Annotated in this window: 17 protein-coding genes; 2 read left to right on the top strand and 15 right to left on the bottom strand. The window is 62.7% G+C overall.

What is annotated here, in order from left to right; genetic code table 11:
* Positions 1-38 precede the first annotated feature (38 nt).
* From radA to SM763_RS02600, 15 genes are all read right to left on the bottom strand, one after another.
* Positions 39-1,406 (bottom strand): DNA repair protein RadA, encoded by a 1,368-nt coding sequence (radA, locus tag SM763_RS02670; RefSeq protein WP_368997457.1) that lies wholly within the window; start codon positions 1,404-1,406, stop codon positions 39-41.
* Between the two features lie 308 nt (positions 1,407-1,714).
* Positions 1,715-2,164, bottom strand: coding sequence for a paraquat-inducible protein A (locus tag SM763_RS02665; RefSeq protein ID WP_368997456.1), 450 nt, complete (start codon positions 2,162-2,164; stop codon positions 1,715-1,717).
* A gap of 199 nt (positions 2,165-2,363) precedes the next feature.
* Positions 2,364-3,110 carry an ABC transporter ATP-binding protein gene (locus tag SM763_RS02660; RefSeq protein WP_368997455.1) on the bottom strand — a complete coding sequence of 249 codons (747 nt, stop codon included), beginning with the start codon at positions 3,108-3,110 and terminating at the stop codon, positions 2,364-2,366.
* Positions 3,107-3,889: an MlaE family ABC transporter permease gene (locus SM763_RS02655; protein WP_065273172.1), complete on the bottom strand. Its 783-nt coding sequence runs from the start codon at positions 3,887-3,889 to the stop codon at positions 3,107-3,109. Before SM763_RS02655 ends, SM763_RS02660 begins: the two co-directional genes overlap by 4 nt.
* Positions 3,886-4,923, bottom strand: coding sequence for an alanine racemase (alr, locus tag SM763_RS02650; RefSeq protein WP_368997453.1), 1,038 nt, complete (start codon positions 4,921-4,923; stop codon positions 3,886-3,888). The genes SM763_RS02655 and alr overlap by 4 nt, the downstream gene beginning before the upstream one ends.
* A gap of 108 nt (positions 4,924-5,031) precedes the next feature.
* The gene (locus SM763_RS02645; protein WP_368997451.1) at positions 5,032-5,481 is read right to left on the bottom strand and encodes a YybH family protein; all 450 of its coding nucleotides are present in this window, start codon (positions 5,479-5,481) and stop codon (positions 5,032-5,034) included.
* Between the two features lie 39 nt (positions 5,482-5,520).
* A complete protein-coding gene (locus tag SM763_RS02640; protein WP_065273175.1) occupies positions 5,521-7,047 on the bottom strand; it encodes a replicative DNA helicase in 1,527 nt (508 codons plus the stop codon).
* 254 nt (positions 7,048-7,301) lie between these two features.
* Positions 7,302-7,982: an orotate phosphoribosyltransferase gene (locus SM763_RS02635; RefSeq protein WP_274836758.1), complete on the bottom strand. Its 681-nt coding sequence runs from the start codon at positions 7,980-7,982 to the stop codon at positions 7,302-7,304.
* 142 nt (positions 7,983-8,124) lie between these two features.
* A complete protein-coding gene (gene pyrC, locus SM763_RS02630; protein WP_274828733.1) occupies positions 8,125-9,180 on the bottom strand; it encodes a dihydroorotase in 1,056 nt (351 codons plus the stop codon).
* Between the two features lie 121 nt (positions 9,181-9,301).
* Positions 9,302-10,258: a phosphoadenosine phosphosulfate reductase gene (locus SM763_RS02625; RefSeq protein WP_274833604.1), complete on the bottom strand. Its 957-nt coding sequence runs from the start codon at positions 10,256-10,258 to the stop codon at positions 9,302-9,304.
* A 114-nt stretch (positions 10,259-10,372) separates the two neighbouring features.
* Positions 10,373-11,515, bottom strand: a complete 1,143-nt coding sequence (locus SM763_RS02620) for a glycosyltransferase family 2 protein (protein WP_368997449.1) — start codon at positions 11,513-11,515, stop codon at positions 10,373-10,375.
* A gap of 4 nt (positions 11,516-11,519) precedes the next feature.
* A complete protein-coding gene (locus SM763_RS02615) occupies positions 11,520-12,209 on the bottom strand; it encodes an FkbM family methyltransferase (protein ID WP_368997448.1) in 690 nt (229 codons plus the stop codon).
* Between the two features lie 4 nt (positions 12,210-12,213).
* Complete coding sequence (locus SM763_RS02610) at positions 12,214-14,559, bottom strand: glycosyltransferase family 2 protein (protein ID WP_368997446.1); 2,346 nt, start codon at positions 14,557-14,559, stop codon at positions 12,214-12,216.
* Positions 14,560-14,561: 2 nt separating this feature from the next.
* Entirely contained in the window at positions 14,562-15,185 is a 624-nt protein-coding gene (locus SM763_RS02605; RefSeq protein ID WP_274831872.1) for a sulfotransferase, read from the bottom strand.
* On the bottom strand, positions 15,182-16,228 hold the full coding sequence (locus SM763_RS02600; protein WP_368997512.1) for a glycosyltransferase family 2 protein: 1,047 nt from the start codon (positions 16,226-16,228) through the stop codon (positions 15,182-15,184). The genes SM763_RS02605 and SM763_RS02600 overlap by 4 nt, the downstream gene beginning before the upstream one ends.
* A 331-nt stretch (positions 16,229-16,559) precedes the next feature.
* Here SM763_RS02600 and SM763_RS02595 point away from each other — a divergent pair, with 331 nt between their 5' ends.
* Together SM763_RS02595 and SM763_RS02590 are read left to right on the top strand one after the other, a co-directional pair.
* Positions 16,560-17,471 carry an AAA family ATPase gene (locus SM763_RS02595; RefSeq protein WP_368997444.1) on the top strand — a complete coding sequence of 304 codons (912 nt, stop codon included), beginning with the start codon at positions 16,560-16,562 and terminating at the stop codon, positions 17,469-17,471.
* Between the two features lie 16 nt (positions 17,472-17,487).
* Positions 17,488-18,741: a vWA domain-containing protein gene (locus tag SM763_RS02590; protein ID WP_368997442.1), complete on the top strand. Its 1,254-nt coding sequence runs from the start codon at positions 17,488-17,490 to the stop codon at positions 18,739-18,741.
* Positions 18,742-18,813: the final 72 nt, after the last annotated feature.

The following is an 18,813-nucleotide window of genomic DNA, read 5'->3' as shown; positions in this document are numbered from 1 at the left end:
CTCGCCCGTTAGCCCGCAGTAAAATTCTTTCGGCGACTTTAGCCGGCCCCGAAGAATTCGCCAACAAAACCGGTTAGATCACTGACCTTGCGCTGGGAAAGGCCTTTCACGGATACGGATTTGCCGCCGCCGGGGGCAATGGCTGAGGTGAAACCAAGTTTTTGCGCCTCTTTCAACCGGTTTTCGGTCTGAGGCGCCGGTCTGAGGGCACCAGATAGTGAGATTTCTCCGAATATTGCGGTATCGGCGGGAAGTGGCGTATCCTCGCGGGCGCTTAGCAATGCTGCTGCCACCGCCAGATCGGCAGCAGGCTCTGAGATTTTCATGCCGCCTGCGACGTTCAGATAGACATCAAGCCCGGCAAAGGGAATGCCGCAGCGCGCCTCCAGAACCGCAAGGATCATCGCAAGGCGCGATGAGTCCCAGCCCACCACGGCGCGACGCGGCTGCGAATGCGGCGATGGGGCGACAAGGGCCTGCAGTTCCACCAGAACCGGCCTGGTGCCTTCGATACCGGCAAAGACGACTGAGCCCGGCGAGGGCTGACCGCGTTCGGAGAGGAACAGGGCCGAGGGGTTGATCACCTCCGAAAGACCGGCGCCGGTCATCTCAAAGACGCCGATCTCATCCGCGGGGCCAAAGCGGTTCTTCACCGCGCGCAGGATGCGGAACTGGTGACCACGCTCGCCTTCGAAATAAAGCACGGTATCGACCATATGTTCGACCACGCGGGGACCGGCAATTTGGCCTTCCTTGGTGACATGGCCAACCATGATGATTGAGATGCCGTTGGATTTGGCAAAGGTCGTCAACTCATGCGCGGCGGCGCGCACCTGGCTGACCGAGCCCGGCGCGCTGTCGACGTGGTCGGCCCACATTGTCTGAATGGAATCGATGATGGCGAGCTGCGGACGTTCAGCTTCCAGCGTGGTCAGGATATCGCGCAGGTTGTTTTCGGCGGCGAGCTTTACCGGCGCCTGTGCAAGGCCAAGCCGCTGCGCGCGCATGCGTACCTGGGCGCTGGCTTCCTCGCCGCTGACATAGACGGTTTTGACGCCTGCCTCGGCAAAACGCGCAGCGGCCTGAAGCAGCAGCGTCGACTTGCCGATGCCGGGATCGCCGCCGACCAGAATGGCCGAGGCTGCGACCAGCCCGCCGCCCAGCACCCGGTCGAGTTCGCCAACGCCGGAATGGCTGCGTGGTGGCGGGGTTTCCTCGGTCGCGAGATCGGTGAGCGGGATGGTCCTGCCGCGCCGCATCCCAAGGGATTTCTTGGCCGGGCCGCCGGAGGAGAGGCCCTTGTCCTCGGTGATGGTGTTCCATTCGCCGCAGCCTTCGCAGCGGCCGGACCATTTGGAGAAGCTGGCGCCACAGGCCGAGCAGGAGAAGGAAGATGATTTTGCCATGCGGCTGTTCTGCCTCATGTTCAGGGTTTGTTCAAGCCTGGAAGGCGGTGCTCCCGCCCGTTGCGCGATCCCCTTTGGGGATCCGCTCCGGTTGGGCCCGGCACCGCGGTAGCGGTGCCATCGGATCGGGAATGTACCGCGGCAGCGGTGCCGTGGGGTAAGGGGGCGCCGCTGTCGCGGCGCGGAAGATTTGCTGGGGAAGCGCTTCAGGGGCAGGTCTGTCCTGAAGGCGCGATTTCGAGTGTGTGAGTGATCAGATCCGCGTCAACGATCTGCGACCTTGCTGCGCAAGGCGGCGCGGGGCGCCGTCATTGACCCGGATCTGATCGGAGGTGGCGTTCGGTGATGAGGCCGAGAGCGAAAGAGGCGAGGATGCAGGCGGAGAACATGTAGAGGCCCCAGCCGGTCTCAATCGTGACATAGCCGATGCCTTTGGCAATGGTGATATAGAGCGCGATGAGGAAGATATCCGCCATCGCGAGCTTCCCCAGGACATGCAGCACCGGCTGGGCGCGGGGATCGAGCAGGTTCCATTGCACCAGCGCAAGGCCGATGGTCTTGAGGTAGGGGGCGAAGATCGCGAAGAAGGTGACCAGCAGCGCCAGCACCACGTCGCTGCCCCACAAGGATTGCAGGCCGGTGATGACGCTGACCTCGGAAAGGCCGAACAGGGGCAGTAGCCCCGCGCGCATCAGCGGCGCAAACCAGGCGATGGGGTAAAGGATCAAGAGCGAGAGGGTGGTAAGGCGCAGGATCATGTGGGTCCGGTTCGATGGCTTTGCCTAGATGTGTGCCCTTTGCCGCCGATTTGGAAGGGGAAAGGTGTTGAGCGTTCCCCGGCCGGGGCACCTGTGGCCCGGCCAGCGCCCGACCCTCCCCACGGGAGGACGCTTATTGCGCCCACCCAAGGGCAGGCGCTGGCCTTGATTGGAGAGAATATCTTTCGGCGGGTATTGTTTAGCGCACTGCCTCGATCGGACCCTCGGCGCGGCCGTGGATGAACTGGTCGAGGTAGGGATCGCCGCTGTCATCCATCTGGCCAACGGGGCCGGTCCACTTGATCACCCCGTCATGCAGCATCGCGATATTGTCGGCGATTGCACGGACCGAGGTCATGTCGTGGGTGATGGTCATGGCGGTGGCGCCCATTTCGACCACGATTTCACGGATCAGATCGTTGATGACGCCTGCCATGATGGGATCAAGGCCGGTGGTGGGCTCGTCAAAGAAGATGATCTCGGGCTCGGCGGCGATGGCGCGGGCGAGGCCGACGCGTTTTTGCATGCCGCCCGAGAGTTCGGCTGGCAGGCGGTCGGCGACATCGGGTTTGAGGCCGACGCGGCGCAGTTTCTCGACGGCGATCTCGCGGGCTTCCTCTGCGGGGCGTTTCAGCGCGCCGCGCATCAGGCGGAAGGCGACGTTCTGCCAGACGGGCAGGGAGTCAAACAGCGCACCACCTTGAAACAGCATGCCAAAGCGGGCGAGAAAGGCATCGCGGTCGCCTGCATCCGCCGGTTTGCCATCGACCAGGATGCTGCCGCTGTCGGGTTTGATCAGGCCTAGGATGCATTTCAGCGCGACGGATTTGCCGGTGCCGGAGCCGCCGATGATCACCATCGAGGTGCCTTTGGGAACCTCCAGCGTCATGCCGCGCAGAACCTGGTTGGAGCCGAAGGCCTTGTGGACGTTGTCGAGCTTGATCATACCGAGAAGAAGACCCCCGTCAGCAGGAAGTTGGCGGCCAGGATCAGGATGGCAGCAGCCTCGACCGATCCTTTGGTGGCGCTGCCGACACCCTGGGCGCCGCGGCCCGATTGCATGCCGTAATAGCAGCCCATCAGCGCTGCGATGGTGCCGAAGGCCGCGCCTTTGACCAGAGATGAGACGATGTCGAGCGTTTCAAGGAAATCCACGGTGTTCTTGAGGTAAGCCGCCGCGTTAAAATCGAGATTGTGCACCGCCACCGCGTAACCACCAGCGATACCGATGATGTCGCCGATACCCACCAGCAATGGCACGGTCAGGAAGGCCGCCAGCACGCGGGGGGCAACGAGGTATTGCATCGGATTGGTTGAGAGCGTCACCAGTGCGTCGATCTGCTCGGTCACCTTCATGGTGGCGATCTCCGCCGCGATGGAGGAGGTGACGCGGGCAGCGATCATCAGGCCGACCAACACCGGGCCAAGTTCGCGTACCATGCCGATGGCGACGATCTGGGGCACCACGGCCTCGGCATTGAAGCGCGCGCCACCTGCGTAGATCTGCAGCGCTAGCGCGCCGCCGGTAAAGATCGCGGTGAGCCCCACCACCGGCAGCGACAGCCAGCCGATGTGCAGAAGCGCCTGCAGCGTTTCCTTGCCGTAGAACGGCGGGCGGATCATGTGGCTGAGCGTCGAGAGCCCAAAAAGCGCGACCCGGCCGACAACTGCAAGCATGTGCAGAACCAGCCGACCGATACGGGCAAGAAGGGCGAGCGGGCTCATCCTCGGTAGGTCCGTGCGTAGCGCGCGCCAAGAGAGGTCAGGATCTCATACCCGATGGTACCGGCTGCATCGGCCAGCGTGTCGACGGTCTGCTGCTCGTTCAGAAGGGTCAGAACGGCGGGATCCTCGGACAGATCGGTGACGTCGATGGTGATCAGATCCATGGAAATGCGGCCCACAACGGGGCAGGGCGTGGCTCCGGCGTAGGCCTTGATGTCGCCATCGGTCATCCGGCGCAGCAGTCCATCTGCATAGCCCGCCGCGACGGTTGCGATGCGGCATTGGCGCGGCGCGGTCCAGGTGTTGCCATAGCCGACGGTCTCACCGGGCATCAGGTCGCGGATCTGGATGACCGGCAGGTCCAGTTGTACCACGGGCAGGGCATCGCCAAATGGGCGGCCACCGTAAAGACCGATACCGGGGCGGCAGAGATCGAAATGGTAATCACGGCCCAGCAGCATGCCGCCGGTGGCCGACAGGGACCGGGGCACTTCGATACCGTCGGTCATCTCCTGGAAGGCTTTCAATTGCTGCGGGTTCATCGGGTGGTTCGGCTCATCCGCGCAGGCAAGGTGCGACATCAGCAGCACCGGGTTCTGGCCCAGTGCGATATCGCGCACGGCACCCCATTCGCCAGGCTCCATGCCCAGCCGGTTCATGCCGCTGTCCAGCTGCACACCGAAGGGGTGGCCGGGCAGCGCCTCGAAATGGCGCAGCATCTGATCGAGCGAATTCAGCATCGGCGTCAGTTGGAAGTCGCGCAGGAGTTTTGCATCGCCCTCCATATGACCGGAAAAGACCGAGATCCCCGGACCGGGGCCCAGGGCGCGGCGCAGGGCGACGCCTTCCTCGGCGATGGCCACAAAGAAATTGCGCGCTCCGGCCTTGGCCAGAGCGGTGGCGACGCGGCCTGAATCGAGGCCGTATCCATTTGCCTTGACCACTGCGGCGGTCTCGCAGTTGGTCTTGGTGTTCAGGTTCCGCCAGTTTGTCACCAGCGCATCCAGATTGATTGTCAGTCTTGCCGTGCTCATGCCCCGTTCATGACATGCGCGCCGCAGGGGTCAAGTGGAATTCGCCCTGCTTTGGCCTGGGCATGGCCTCCTTGGCGTGCTCCCGCCTGTGGCAGGGCATTCAGGCGGTCAGTCGCGGTCTTTTGCCGCTGTCGGTATGGAGGCGTTGGAGTGCCAGAAAATCCGCACACAGGTGGCAAGCCCTTGCTCGTTCAGATCGGCAACTAGGGTGCCGTCCAGCTCCATCCGGGGCAGGGGATCGCCGGGCTGGCGGTCGGGCAGGCCAGTGCCAGTGGATTTTGCCCAGATCTGGAACAATTCCTCGCTGGCGACCTGATAGGTGACGTTCCAGTGGCCGATGCCCCCGGTGGGCGTTTCGGCCAGAACCGAGGGTGTCAGGCATATATCCTGTTGCAGCTTGATCCGATCCCAGTAACGGGCCAACTCGTTGGGGCCGGTCTGCACCTGAAAGGGCGTGTTCCAATATTGCCCGTCGGGGGTGAATAACGCAGCAAAGCCATCGGAATCCTGCGCCTCCCAGACCTGTTTGTAGGCCTGCATGAAATCATGGATGCGCATTGGGTGTCCTCTGGCTGTGCTGTTTTGGGAAAGCCTGCTTTATTCGTAGCCGTCCGGCTGCTGCTGCCAGGATTTGGCGAGGTTGCCAAAGCGGGTGAACTGCGCCTCAAACGACAATTCGACCGTGCCGATAGGACCGTGACGCTGTTTGCCGACGATCACTTCGGCCTTGGCATGCAGGCGCTCCATCGCCTGTTTCCACTCTTCCATCTTGTCCAGTTCGTGATCGCCGGGTTTTTCCCGTTCCTTGTAGTATTCCTCGCGGAACACGAACATCACCACGTCGGCATCCTGTTCGATCGAGCCGGATTCCCGAAGGTCCGACAGTTGGGGGCGTTTATCGTCCCGGCTTTCGACCTGACGAGAGAGCTGCGACAGGGCCACCACCGGAATGTTCAGCTCTTTCGCGATGGCCTTCATCCCCATCGAGATTTCGGCGATTTCGTTCACCCGATTGTCCGACATGCCGCGGCAAAGCTGCAGATAGTCGATCACCAGAAGGTCCAGCCCGTGGGTCCGCTTCAGGCGGCGGGCGCGGGCGGCTAGCTGCGAAATCGGTAGGGCGGGCGTGTCGTCGATAAAGAGCGGGCAGCTTTCCAGATCCTTGGCGGCCTGCACGAAGCGGCGGAATTCGCCTTCGGTCATGTCACCCTGACGGATCTTGTGGCTGGAAATCTCGGATGCTTCGGCAAGGATACGCCCCGCCAGCTGTTCGGCGCTCATCTCGAGTGAGAAGAAGCCGACCACGCCGCCATCCACGGCGCCTTCGGTGCCATCGGGTTTCACCCCGCGTTTATAGGCCTTGGCGACGTTGAAGGCGATGTTGGTCGCGAGCGAGGTTTTACCCATCGAGGGACGACCCGCAAGGATCAGAAGGTCCGACGGGTGCAACCCGCCCAGCTGTTTGTCGAGATCATCAAGACCGGTGGAAATCCCGGCCATGCCGCCGCCACGCTGATAGGCCTCGTTGGTGACGTTGACCGCCTCGGTTACCGCTTTCAGGAAGGACTTGAAACCGCTTTCGGTCTGGCCCTGCTCGGCGAGCTGATAGAGCGATTGTTCCGCTTCGACGATCTGTTCTTTCGGCTCCGAGGACACATCCACCCGGCGCGCCTTGTCAGAGATCGACTGCCCCAGCGCGATCAGCTCGCGCCGGATTGCCAGATCATAGATCATCTGAGCATAGTCGCGGACAGCGTAGGCCGAGATCGAGGCCCCGGCCAGTTTTGCCAGATAGGCCGGACCGCCCAGCTCCTTCAGCCCTTCATCATCTTCCATGAAGGCCTTCAGCGTCACCGGAGAGGCCAGCGCGTTCTTGGAGATCCGCGCCGCGGCGATTTCATAGATGCGGGTGTGGACCGGGTCGTAGAAATGGGTGGAATTGATGATCGACGCCACGCGGTCGTAGACGTCGTTGTTGGTCAGGATCGCCCCCAGAAGCTGCTGTTCGGCTTCGACCGAATGGGGCAGCTCGTTTGCCTCCATGCCGCTGGCCTGCTGCGGTGCATCAGGTTCGGGCATGGGCGCGGGGGGCTGGTCGCCATCAAATGGGGTCAATTCGTTCATCACGGCTCTCTTCGTTCGGTCCGGATAGATAGGTCAATTCGCTGGCTCAAAGCCATCTGGAAATCCCTGTGGGCAACCTGTGGATAGCTGCCCGGTGTCTGGGGATCTTTGCGGCCCCCGCAGGGCGGGACGCTATATCGGGTAGCATGGCACGGATGTACGCCCAAATAAAGTATCCAGCACACTGGGGCTGTTTTGCCGAACTGGCGTGCTGGATCAGGGCTTAAACGGCAGGCCGGGCCTGCCTGCGCGTTTTAGGCGGATTTATGCGCATCCTGCCAGGCACGCGGGTCCTTGAGGAACTTCTCCACCTCATCCAGCGTTTCGGTGCTGAAGGCTTCTTGCGCGCGGGCCTCGGCCAGAACGTCCCACCAGGTGCAGAGGTAGTGCAGCTCGACCCCGTGATCGCCCAGCGTCTTGGTCGTCTCAGGAAAGATGTCGTAGTAGAAGATCACCGCAGTGTGGCCACAGGTGGCGCCGGTTTCGCGGATCGCATCGACAAAGGACAGTTTCGAACCGCCATCGGTGGTCAGATCCTCGACCAGCAGCACCCGCTCGCCTTCGCTCATCGCGCCTTCGATGCGTGCGTTGCGGCCGTACCCTTTGGGCTTTTTGCGCACATAGGTCATCGGCAGCGCCATGCGCTCGGCCACCAGCGCGGCAAAGGGAATACCGGCTGTCTCACCACCCGCGATATTGTCGAAGGCTTCAAAGCCTGCGTTGCGCATTACGGTGACGGTCATGAAATCCATCAGCGTGGAGCGGATTCGCGGGAAGGAGATCAGCTTGCGGCAATCGATATAGCTGGGCGAGGGCAGGCCGGAAGCCAGCGTATAGGGCGTTTCGGTGTTGAAGTTCACCGCACCGATTTCCAGCAGCATCCGGGCAGAGAGGCGGGCGATTTCTTCGGCAGAGGGGTAGGAGGAGGGGATCATGTGGCAGCTCCGCAAATTGAATGTCTTTCCCCATGCGCAGCCGGGATGCCACGCAGGTTTTCGCGCCCGCCATTGGGGACGGGTCGGGCGCGAACCGGACCGCATGCGGTCCGGGGAATTTTGGCAAGGATCCGCCTCGGGCTCACGCCTGAACCGTCCAATGCACCGGGAAGCCGGGATCGAAGACCGTCACCGGGCCTTCGCCGCTTTCGATCTTTTCCGGGAAGGCGGTGGGGGCGTCCTGTTTGACCAGGGTGATGGTGCTGTCGTTTTCCGGCAGGCGGTAGAAAGCCGGGCCGTTTTTCGAGGCAAAGCCTTCCAGCTTGTCCAGCGCGCCATCCTCTTCGAACACATGGGCGAGCAGCGCCATGGTGTTGGTGGCGGTGAAACAGCCGGCGCAGCCGCAGGCGCTTTCCTTGTTGGGGTCGGTATGGGGGGCCGAATCCGTTCCGAGGAAGAACCGAGCATCGCCCGAGGTCGCCGCCGCACGCAGGGCCAGGCGGTGTTCTTCGCGCTTGGCCACCGGCAGGCAGTAATAATGCGGTTTGATGCCGCCAACCAGGATGTGGTTGCGGTTGATGATCAGGTGATGGGTGGTGATGGTGGCGCCAAGGTCCGCCGCGTTGGCCTTCACATAGTCCACGCCGTTGGCGGTGGTGATATGCTCCATCACAACGCGCAGGCCCGGTGTGGCGCGGCGCACCGGGTCCAGCACCCGGTCGATGAACACGGCTTCGCGGTCGAAGATGTCGATGTCGCTGTCGGTCACCTCGCCATGCACACAAAGGGGCAAGCCGATTTCGGCCATTTTCTCCAGCACCGGACGCACCTTGTCGAAATCACGCACGCCCGAAGCCGAATTGGTGGTGGCCCCGGCGGGGTAGAGTTTCACCGCCTTGATCAACCCGCTGGCATGGGCCGCGGCCATATCGCCGGGATCTGTGTCCTCGGTCAGATAGAGCGTCATCAGCGGCTCAAAGGACATGTCGCCCGGCAGCGCGGCCAGGATGCGATCGCGATAAGCAGCAGCCTGCGCCCCGGTTACCACCGGCGGCACCAGATTGGGCATGATGATGGCGCGGCCGAAATGGCGCGCGGTTTCCGGCAGCACGGCCTGCAGCATGGCGCCATCGCGCAGGTGCAGATGCCAGTCATCGGGGCGGGTGAGGGTCAGCGTCTGGGGCGTGGTCTGTGTCATGGCGCCGCGTTAGCACAGGCACGCAGAAAGGGGAAGAAAGAAGCCCGCGACAGGACGATCTGTCACCGGTGCCCGGTGCTGGGCAAATCCATGCTATAAGACGGCGAGGGGGGCGTTGGGATCAGCGTTCCGGCGGCAGGGTGAAATCACCCTCGGCGGCGCGTTTGCGCAGGTTCTGCAAGCGTTGCCGGAACCGCGGCGCGCGCAGGCGCGCAGTCACGTTACGGCACAGCAGGGTCATCAAATACGGCCGGTCGCGTTTGTCGAGGTGTCCCATGACGTTGCGCAGATAGGCGGTATTGTTGCGCCGGGCGCGCAGAACGCGTGACAAAGCCAGATCTGTCAGCTTGCCCGAACCAGCCATCGACAGGATCTGATAGAGCACATCCATCTCGATCAGCCGTGTCTGCACCGCCTCGCCAAAGTCCGGCAGGCGGCGGCGGGTGACATTGGGGCGGGCAAACAAGGCGGCGTGCATCGCGTCCAGATGTTCGCGCGGATCATACAGGACAAAGGCATGATCGGCCGCGTCCAGCATATCGGGCGCATAGCCATAGCGGTCGGTGAAAGAGGTGCGACGCATCTCGATAAACCGTTCATCCCATTCGGTCATGCGCGGATCCAGCGTCGCCTGCGGTTGGATGGCCACCACGGTTGCGCCGGGGGCCGCCACCGAAAAGGCACTGGCCGCATAGCCGCAGGGGCCGGCGCCATAGAAGACGACATTGTCGAATTCCTCGAAGAACCCGTCGTCGATCAGCTGGTCGATGAAGCCAAAGACCTGTTCGTCGCGGAACCAGGTGTCGCCATCCGAAATCATGCACAGATGCGACCAGCCAAGGTTGCGGACCAGATCAAAGCCCAAGGGTTGCGCCAGTTCGGACAGGCTCTGGATGCCCTGGATGGTTTCAAAGCTCACAAGGAGCGTGTTGCCCTGATCGATGAAGGCGGCGCAATGGCGCGCGCCCAGAGGCTGGAACATACCCAGTTCCTCGCTGAGCACAGCAAGCCGCTCTTTCCACTGGGCTGGTTTCAGCCCGGAAAGATCTGTCTCAAGCGCGTCTGAACCGTCCTGCATGCCCATGATCCTCTGCCTCCGGACCTTTGACGGACCGGTAGTTGGGTCTGAAACTAGGGGCGGAATGCGGCAAAATTGAGAAAAACTCATGCCAGTTTTCCGGCTCTGCGGGGGTCAGTCCGTGCCGCTCTCTTTGGGCGTCTCGGTCTCTCCGTTGACCCGGTCTGCCGACTGCTCCGGGGGCGCTTGTGGTGCGGGGTCGCTGAGTGCCTGTTCGGCCCGGCGTCCCAATGTTGCGAACCCGGCCAGGGTGCGCGCCGTGACCGCGTTGATCGGGCGCGAGGGCGGGGTCATCAATAGCCGGGCAAAGAGGGCGCGAAACGGTTCCTGCAACATCAGCTCGCGGAACCGGGCGTGACGCCAGGCCACGGCTTTTTCGTGCAGGCGGGCGAGCTTGCCATCCTCCAGCAGCAGCGCCTGAATGGCGGCGCGCGCCTCGCTGTAGCGGGCAATGGAGGTATCTTCATCAGTGTTGAAGTTGCGTTCGACCCAGTAATCCACATCGAGCATATGATCCGAATGCACCGCGCGGCCTCGGTCTGCCTTCAGGACAAAGCTTTCCATCGCGCCAAGCGCATAGTGGTTCAGCTGCGCCAGCCGGTGATTGGGCTGGCCGTAGTCGGAAAACAGGCGACGGGTCTTGAACTGCGGCCCCAGTTCTCGCCCTTCGCAATCGAACCAGCGGAATTGCTCTAGCGCGCTGTCGTCCTCTACCCCGCGCGGGCGGTGCACCCCGGTTTTGCGATAGGTGCCGTCGTTGCGATAAAGCGTCTTGAACATCGCCGCGCGCCACGGCCAGTGGAGCACCTCGGGGGCGCAGCGGGTGAACTGCTCCGTCACCGGCGTGTCCTCATAGCGCAGGGTGTCGCCATTACCGAACAGCCGCCATGTCAGGGTGATGGCGTCGGCCGCGGGCAGCGCTTCCAAGAGGTCGCCCAACTGACCACGGCCCGCGTGAATATTGACGAATTCGTCGATATCCAGCGCCATGATCCAGTCGGCCTTTTTCACCAGCCGGTGCCGGTCCGCCAGCTTCAGGGCGCTGAACTGGATGCCACCCTTGCCGTAGGGGCCGTCGTTGCGCACATGGGTCAGGTGGCCAAGGTCATCGAGCCGGTCCAGCATCCTGTCGGTGCCGTCCTGGCAGTCGTTTGAAAAGACAAGGAAATCGGTGAACCCCACGGCGCGGTGATGGGCCAGCCATTCCAGCAGAAAGGCACCTTCGTTTCGCAGGGTCAGGATGGCCAGATACCGCATGGTCCTACCAGTCGGACCGGAACACGGCGACCTTGCCATGCGACCAGCGCGGGAAGAACACCAGACCGGCGGCATCAAGGCATTGAAAGACCTTGCGGATGCCTGCCTTGCCGATCCATTGCGGATGGGTTTCGATCAGCACCGCACGCAGCGAGGACAGGTCCATCTTTGGCAGCAGCTCTGCCTCGGCGCCCTCGATATCGCAGATCAGCACGCTGGGTTTCAGCTCTGCCATCACCCGGTTCATGTCGCGCATCGGCACTTCGACCTGCTGAACGTCAGGGCCATCCTCGGCCATTGGTGTCAGGGAAGAGGCAAGGAAGTTGGGCCGCACGTAAAAGGGCGCGGTGCCGTCGCTGTCGCTGAGCACTGCATGGGTCACCTTGGCGTTCTGGACGCCATTGAGAGCATGCACTCGGTGGATATAGGGCAAGAGCTGCGGGTTTGCCTCGAACGAATGCACGGATTGCGCCGGGGTCTGGGTGGCGACCAGCGTCGACATAAAGCCGATACCGCCGCCCAGCTCCATCACCACATCCCCGGCGCGGATCAGCTTCTTCGCGGCCACGGCCTCCTTGGCCTCATAGGCGCCGGTGCGCAGCAGTTTACGCACACGCGGCGGCAGCACCGCCTTGTCCAGCGGGAACTTCATATCCAGACAGGTCAGAACCGGGTCGGTGGCTGCGGCGGTCATGTCTTCAGCTCTCCATATCCAGCGCAAGCGCATATGCAACGCGTTCGGTTGCGGTCAGTTTTACGTCCAGAGCCTGCCGGTAAAGGGTTTCGAATTCCTCCATCCCATGCAGTTCCTCGGCCTTGGCCCGATGCCAGTCGAGGCCTTTTTCGTGCCACTGGCGCAGGGTCGCATCCTCCATCAGCCGGTCATATTCGGCGCGCAGGCGCGGCAGGTTGCGCTGGATGGTGACGTCCTTGTGATCGTTCCAGTCCATGCGGATCCAGTAGTTGAGGCCGATGGAGCGATCCACATGCAGCGCACGTCCGCGCTGACGTTTGACCAGAAAACTTTCGGCCGAGCGCAGCGCGTAGTGGTTGAGCTGCAGCAGATCGTAACCGATGGAGCGGCGCGAGTTGCGCCAGCCGTTGTCGAGCACATCCTGCGTCATGTCGCGGCCGGATCCGTTGACCCAGCGGACCTGATCGCGGAACCCGTCCTGCAGCTTGTTGGGGCGGTGGCAGCTGATCTTCTGGTAGGCGCCAGTGTTCTTGAACATCGTCTTGAAACCCCAGGCCGTGTGCGGCTTGGGGCAGTATTTCGGCGCGCAGGCATCAAACTGGCCGATGACGAAATCATCCGACAGCCGTGTCACATCGTTATGGCCGAACAGGCGCCAGGTCATCGCCACATTGGTGGCATCCGGCACCCGGTCAAAGAAATCCTGCAGAGTGCCGTTGCCACAGCGCACGTTGATGAATTCGTCGACGTCGATATGGACGATCCAATCGGCCTGGGTAATCACCGGTTCCTGCAGCGATTGGTTCAGCGCGTGCTGCTGCGGAGACTTGCCGCGCCAGTCGTCGTTGTTGCGGTGCTGCAGGATGCCCTTCTCCTGCAACCGGTCGAGGATCTCGGTGGTGCCGTCCTCGCAGCCATTGGCGTAGATCAGGAAGTTGTCCACACCGATGGCGCGATGATAGGCGATCCATTCCAGGATATAGGGCGCTTCGTTCTTCATGCAGCCGACGATCACATTGCCGCTGCTGCCTTGAGGCAGGGCACGGCGTGGCGCCTCCGCATAAGGGGCGGCACGCGCGGTTTCATCCAGCGCGCCGATATTGTCATGCGGCCGGAAGGGCGATGTTTGCAGCATTTCGAAGTTTTTCAACGCCAGCGGGGTCATCACCTTGCGGGCCTGCGCGGTGGGTTCCGTGGCGGCTGGGTCCGGCTTGGCCTCTTCCGCTGGTCGGGAGGCGCGGGTTGCGGCCTCAATCTGCGGCATGAAGCGCAGCAGGTATTGCGAGGCGCGAAAGCCCATTTCCGGGTCTGCCTCCTGCCACTCTGCGCCGGAATGGTCTTGGACACCGGGTTGGGTGGCGAAGCTGGCTGCAGACAATCCGGGGTGCTGCTCTGCAAGGGCCTGATTTGCGGCGGCAAACCGGTTTGAGATGCCGGCCAGATGCGCCGGGTCCATCGGGGCGCCGTCGATCTGCAGCTCATTCAGGAAACCGCGCCACATTTTCGGCGGTACGATCCGGTCCTGATGCAGGGTGATGTGTTGCAGCAGACTATTGAGCCTCCGTGCCCGCGTCAGCCAGGGCGCAGCGGGCATTGCGGGTGGCGTGGCGGCCCCGCAACGACCAATTTGATCGCTGATGCCAAAGGCGGCGCGGATCTCGTTGGTGGCCTCCGGCCCGTAAAGCAGCGCCTCGTCGTAAGAGCGGAAGCTCATGGACCCGTCGCCGAAAACATTCTCCCAATGCTGCTGCAGGGCCTGATAATCGAGCCAGAAGGGGGCGCCTTCGGTTTCTTCGAACTGGTTTTCCTGCGGTTTGATCTGCGGCTGATGCGCGAGGCAGGCTTGCCACCAGTCCGGTTGATCGGCCAGCGCCAGTTCCCGCTCCAGCGGGGCAGCGCGGCCGTTCAGTACCTGCGCGCCATAGCTGCGCGCCAGCAGGCGGGTGGGATCATCCAGATGCGCCACGATGCTGATGTCGCCGGATAACGGGGTCAGCAAACTCTTCAACCGTATCAGCTCACTGCGCCGGTGCAGCCTGCTGCCCAGTTGCGAGGCCGAGAGTATCAGAATGTCCGGCTGCGCCTCATTGACCTCACGGGCCAGATCGGTGCTCAGCTTGTCGCGCAACAGCGCCTGCCGCTCGGGATCGACCAGACCGCGGGCGTGGCGCAGCGGGTCCACGTGATCCGGGTCGGTCACCGCCATGAACAGGCGCGTGTGATTGCTGCCGCCGGGAGAGGTGGGAAACAACACGCCCTTGCCGCGCAGCTGGTCCCGCTTGTGGGCCAGAACCTTTTGCAGCCGCTCGGCGCCTGTATGCTCGAGCCCGATATGAAGAACGATACGCATGGTCAGGAACGTGCCTTCCGGTTGACGTTGGCCTGGCCCCACCAGGGGAGATCACGGCCAAGGAAGGCGCCCACCCGCGCCTGTGCATCGGCATCGGCGACGTTGATCTCAAGGTAATCGGGATCTTCGCGGAACCAGTGTTTCAGCGCCTCGTAATGACCGTCGATCCAGATCATCTGCTGTTCCGGCGTCTTGCCGTATCCGATGGGCAGGCCAGGCACCGTGCTGGCGGGCAGCCGGGCTGTGCCAAGGTTGTTCCAGGCCATGATCGATTTCGAATGACTGGCCGCGTCGCGCCGGGTGGCGATGAATTTGAGCCCCGGGTTGAGATCTTTCAACACCTTCAGCAGGGCAAAATCGAATTGCGGCCAGACCGAGAATTTGCCGTGGATAAAGCTCACCTCTGACAGCGCATCAAAACCATCCAGATAGGCCATGGGATCGCCGCGCTCATATAGTCCTTTGTAAAGGAGACTGCCGACAAAAATCCGTCGCTTGCCGGGTTTGTCTTCCTCGCGGTCGCGCAGGCGGTGATCGGCCACGGAATAACCCGCCTGCGACAGCGCCTTGCCCAGTGTGGTGGTGCCGGATTTCGGCAGGCCGAGGTTGATGACCTTGAGGCTCATTGCGCAGCCTCTTTGGTCCAGAGGCCAAGATCGCGCAGCAGCGCCTCTTCCTGCGGCGGCAGGGCGGGGGCGGCGCGCAGTTGATCGCGCATCGCCTGATAGCTGGGCTGGGCCAGCAGCTCATCGCGTTTCGCACGGTGCAGGCGCACGGCCTCCTCGTGCAGGGCGGCGATCTCGGGGTCGGATTTCAGAACGGCAAGCGCCGCCTCCAGCGCCGGAAGATGACGCTGGATCGACAGATCCTCAAAGGCGGGGTCATTGCGCTCGCGCCAATAGGTATCGTCAAAGGCGCGGTTTTCCCGGTTCACATCGCCGCGGTCATTCTTCACCAGATAGCTGTCGAGCGAGCGCAGTGCATAGTGGTTCAGCGACGCAAGGCTGCGGGCGCCTTTGGCCGGGAGTTTGCGGATATGGTCGCGGTTTGCGGCCATCAGGAACCGGAAGGGCACCCGGCGGCCGCCGCCATCGGTCCAGACGGGCCGCTTGTCCTTGGCCAAAGCCTTGCGGAAGAACGGGCGATGCGCGCCATAGTATTGCAGCGGAAAATCGCACCGCACCAGGGTCTTGACCTCGATTGAACCATCGGCGCAGTAGATATCCGGGTTGTGCGAGCGGGTGAACTGGGCGATCACGGGCACGTCTTCGAAGGTCTCGACCCCGTCATTGGCAAAGAACTGGAAGCTGAGCGAAATCGCCTGGGGATTGCCACAGGCTGCGATCAGATCGGGGATTGTGTGACCGCCTGCATGGATGTTGAGGAATTCATCCACATCGGCCACCCAGACCCAGTCCGCATCCGCCACGATGGGCTGCTGGCGCGCGTGTTTCAGCGCCTCCATCTGGTAATTGCGCCCCTCGGCCGGGTTGGGCAGATGCTGCACCAGCCCCCGCGCTGCCAATGCATCAAGCAGGTCATCAGTGCCATCGCTGCAATCGTTGGAATAAAACAGAAAATCCGTGACCCCGATCAGCCGGTTATAGGCGATCCACTCTAACAGGAAGGGGCCTTCGTTCTTGACGCAGGTGACGGCGGTGATGCGCATCATGCATCCCCTTTGGCGTCCCGGCGCGAAGTGCCGGGCTGTGTTGATCCGTGGCGCATCATTCGATCTGTTGCCTTGCCGCCTGCATCTTGCCTCTCGTTACCGCACATCGTCGTCACACATGGATCGGGTGCAGCCGGGGCTATCGTCATTGCCAAAATCCATGGCAGGGCGGGCGCCCTGCGTCAATCATTGCAGGGTGTATAGCCGTTAACCCTTGTCGAAGTGTTGCCCAACAAACGAAATCAACAATCCGAAAACGGGGGCAGACCAGCCTTGACCGCGCGCTGGGCGCATGGCCTCTTGGTGCGACCAAGCGGGGAGGCAAGGCATGACAGAGGCGCAATCCATCGATCAGGTGCAACAGATGCTGCAGGAGCAGGGCTATGTCTGCGGCCGGGCGCTGGCTACCGTGGTTTTCCTGTCGCTGCGTCTGGGCCGCCCCTTGTTCCTGGAAGGCGAGGCTGGCGTCGGCAAGACCGAGATCGCTAAGGCCCTGTCGGCGGCGCTGGGTCGGCGCCTAATCCGGCTGCAATGCTACGAGGGGCTTGATGCCTCCAGCGCGGTTTATGAATGGAACTTTGCCGCGCAGATGGTGGCGATCCGCACCGCCGAGGCAGCCGGGGGCGCCGACCGCGCGGCGCTGCAGAGCGAGCTGTTCTCTGATGAGTTTCTGATCGAACGGCCACTCTTGGAGGCGATGCGCCCCGATGAGAATGGCGCGCCCGTTCTGCTGATCGACGAGCTGGACCGCACCGATGAACCCTTCGAGGCGTTCCTGCTGGAGGCGCTCAGCGATTTTCAGGTGACCATTCCGGAACTTGGCACCATCAAGGCGCCCGAGCCGCCCATCGTGATCCTGACCTCCAACCGCACGCGTGAGGTGCATGACGCGCTAAAACGGCGCTGCCTGTATCACTGGGTCGATTACCCCGATTTCACCCGCGAGGTCGAAATCCTGCGGGCCCGCGCGCCGGAAGCCTCAGAAAAACTCAGCCGCGAAGTCGTCGCCTTTGTGCAGGCGCTGCGGACCGAGGATCTGTTCAAGAAACCGGGCGTCGCCGAAACCATCGACTGGGCCAATTGCCTGCTTGCGCTCGACGTGATCGACCTCAGCCCTGAGGTGATCGCCGATACATTGGGCGCGATCCTGAAATACCAGGACGACATCGCACAATTGCAGGGGTCCGAGGCGAAACGCATCCTCGACAAGGCCAAGCAGACATTGGAGGAGACGCCGTGATACGGGTGCTGATCTGATGGTTGAACTGCCCGAACTCTCCTTGCCGGACGATCCGAAACTCGTCCAGAACATCACCCATTTCGCCCGCGCTCTGCGCAAGGCGGGGCTGCCCATCGGGCCGGGCCGGGTGGTGGACGCGGTCGAGGCGGTAGCGGCAGCGGGTTTCACCAGTCGGCAGGATTTCTACTGGGCGCTGCACGCCTGTTTCGTGACCCGTCCCGAACACCGGGCGGTTTTTGCACAGATCTTTCGTCTTTATTGGCGCGATCCGCGGTTTCTGGAGCATATGATGGCGGCGATGCTGCCTGCAGTGCGCGGCGTGCAGGAAGAGCGCGCCGCCAAACCCGGTGAAAAACGCGCCGCCGAGGCACTGCTGGATGGGGCGAATGATCAGATCGACCTGCCAGAGGGGCAAGAGGACGACGGCACTGAGTTCGAGATCGACGCGACCCTGACGATGTCCTCGGAGGAGCGCCTGCGGTCCTTGGATTTCGAACAGATGAGCACCGAGGAAGTCGCCCGCGCCAAACGCATCCTGTCGCAGATGCGCCTGCCAGTGCAGCCGATCCAGTCGCGCCGCCTGATGGCCGCGCCGCATGGGCAGCGGGCGGACTGGCGGCGCACCCTGCGCGATGCAGCGCGTCGGGGCGGTGACTTGCAAGACATTGCCCGCGCCAAACGGCGCATCCGCTGGCCCAATCTGGTGGTGATCTGCGATATTTCCGGCTCCATGAGCCAGTACAGCCGCATCGTGCTGCATTTTCTGCATTCGGTCGCCAACCAAAAGGGCGCGGGCTGGGCCAAGGTGCATGGCTTCACCTTTGGCACGCGGCTCACCAATATCACCCGCCATTTGGCCACGCGCGATGTGGACGCGGCCTTGGCCGCAGCGGGCGCCGAGGCGCAGGACTGGGAAGGCGGCACCCGCATCGGCCAGTGCCTGCATGAGTTCAACCGCGACTGGTCGCGCCGGGTCATGGGGCAGGGGGCTGTGGTGCTGCTGATCACTGACGGGCTGGACCGGGACGACCCGGACCAACTGGCCAAGGAGATGCAGCGCCTGCACCTGTCATCGCGGCGGCTGATCTGGCTGAACCCGCTCTTGCGCTGGGAAGGCTTCGCCCCCAAGGCACAAGGTATCCGTGCCATGCTGCCCCATGTGGACAGTTTTCGGGCCGGCCACTCCATTGCGTCGCTCGAAGATCTGGCGCAGGTGATTTCCCGCCCCGAGGACCAGGGCGACAAGGCGCGGTTGATGGCGCTTCTCTGACGAATTCTGAAAGTCGAATGTAATTGATCTGGGTCAAGCCTGATCTGCGCTCATCCTGCTATATTCCGTAAA

Source organism: Pseudophaeobacter sp. C1-32P7, assembly GCF_041008775.1.
Lineage (GTDB): Bacteria > Pseudomonadota > Alphaproteobacteria > Rhodobacterales > Rhodobacteraceae > Phycobacter > Phycobacter gallaeciensis_A.
This window is presented reverse-complemented; position numbering and strand designations above follow the sequence as displayed.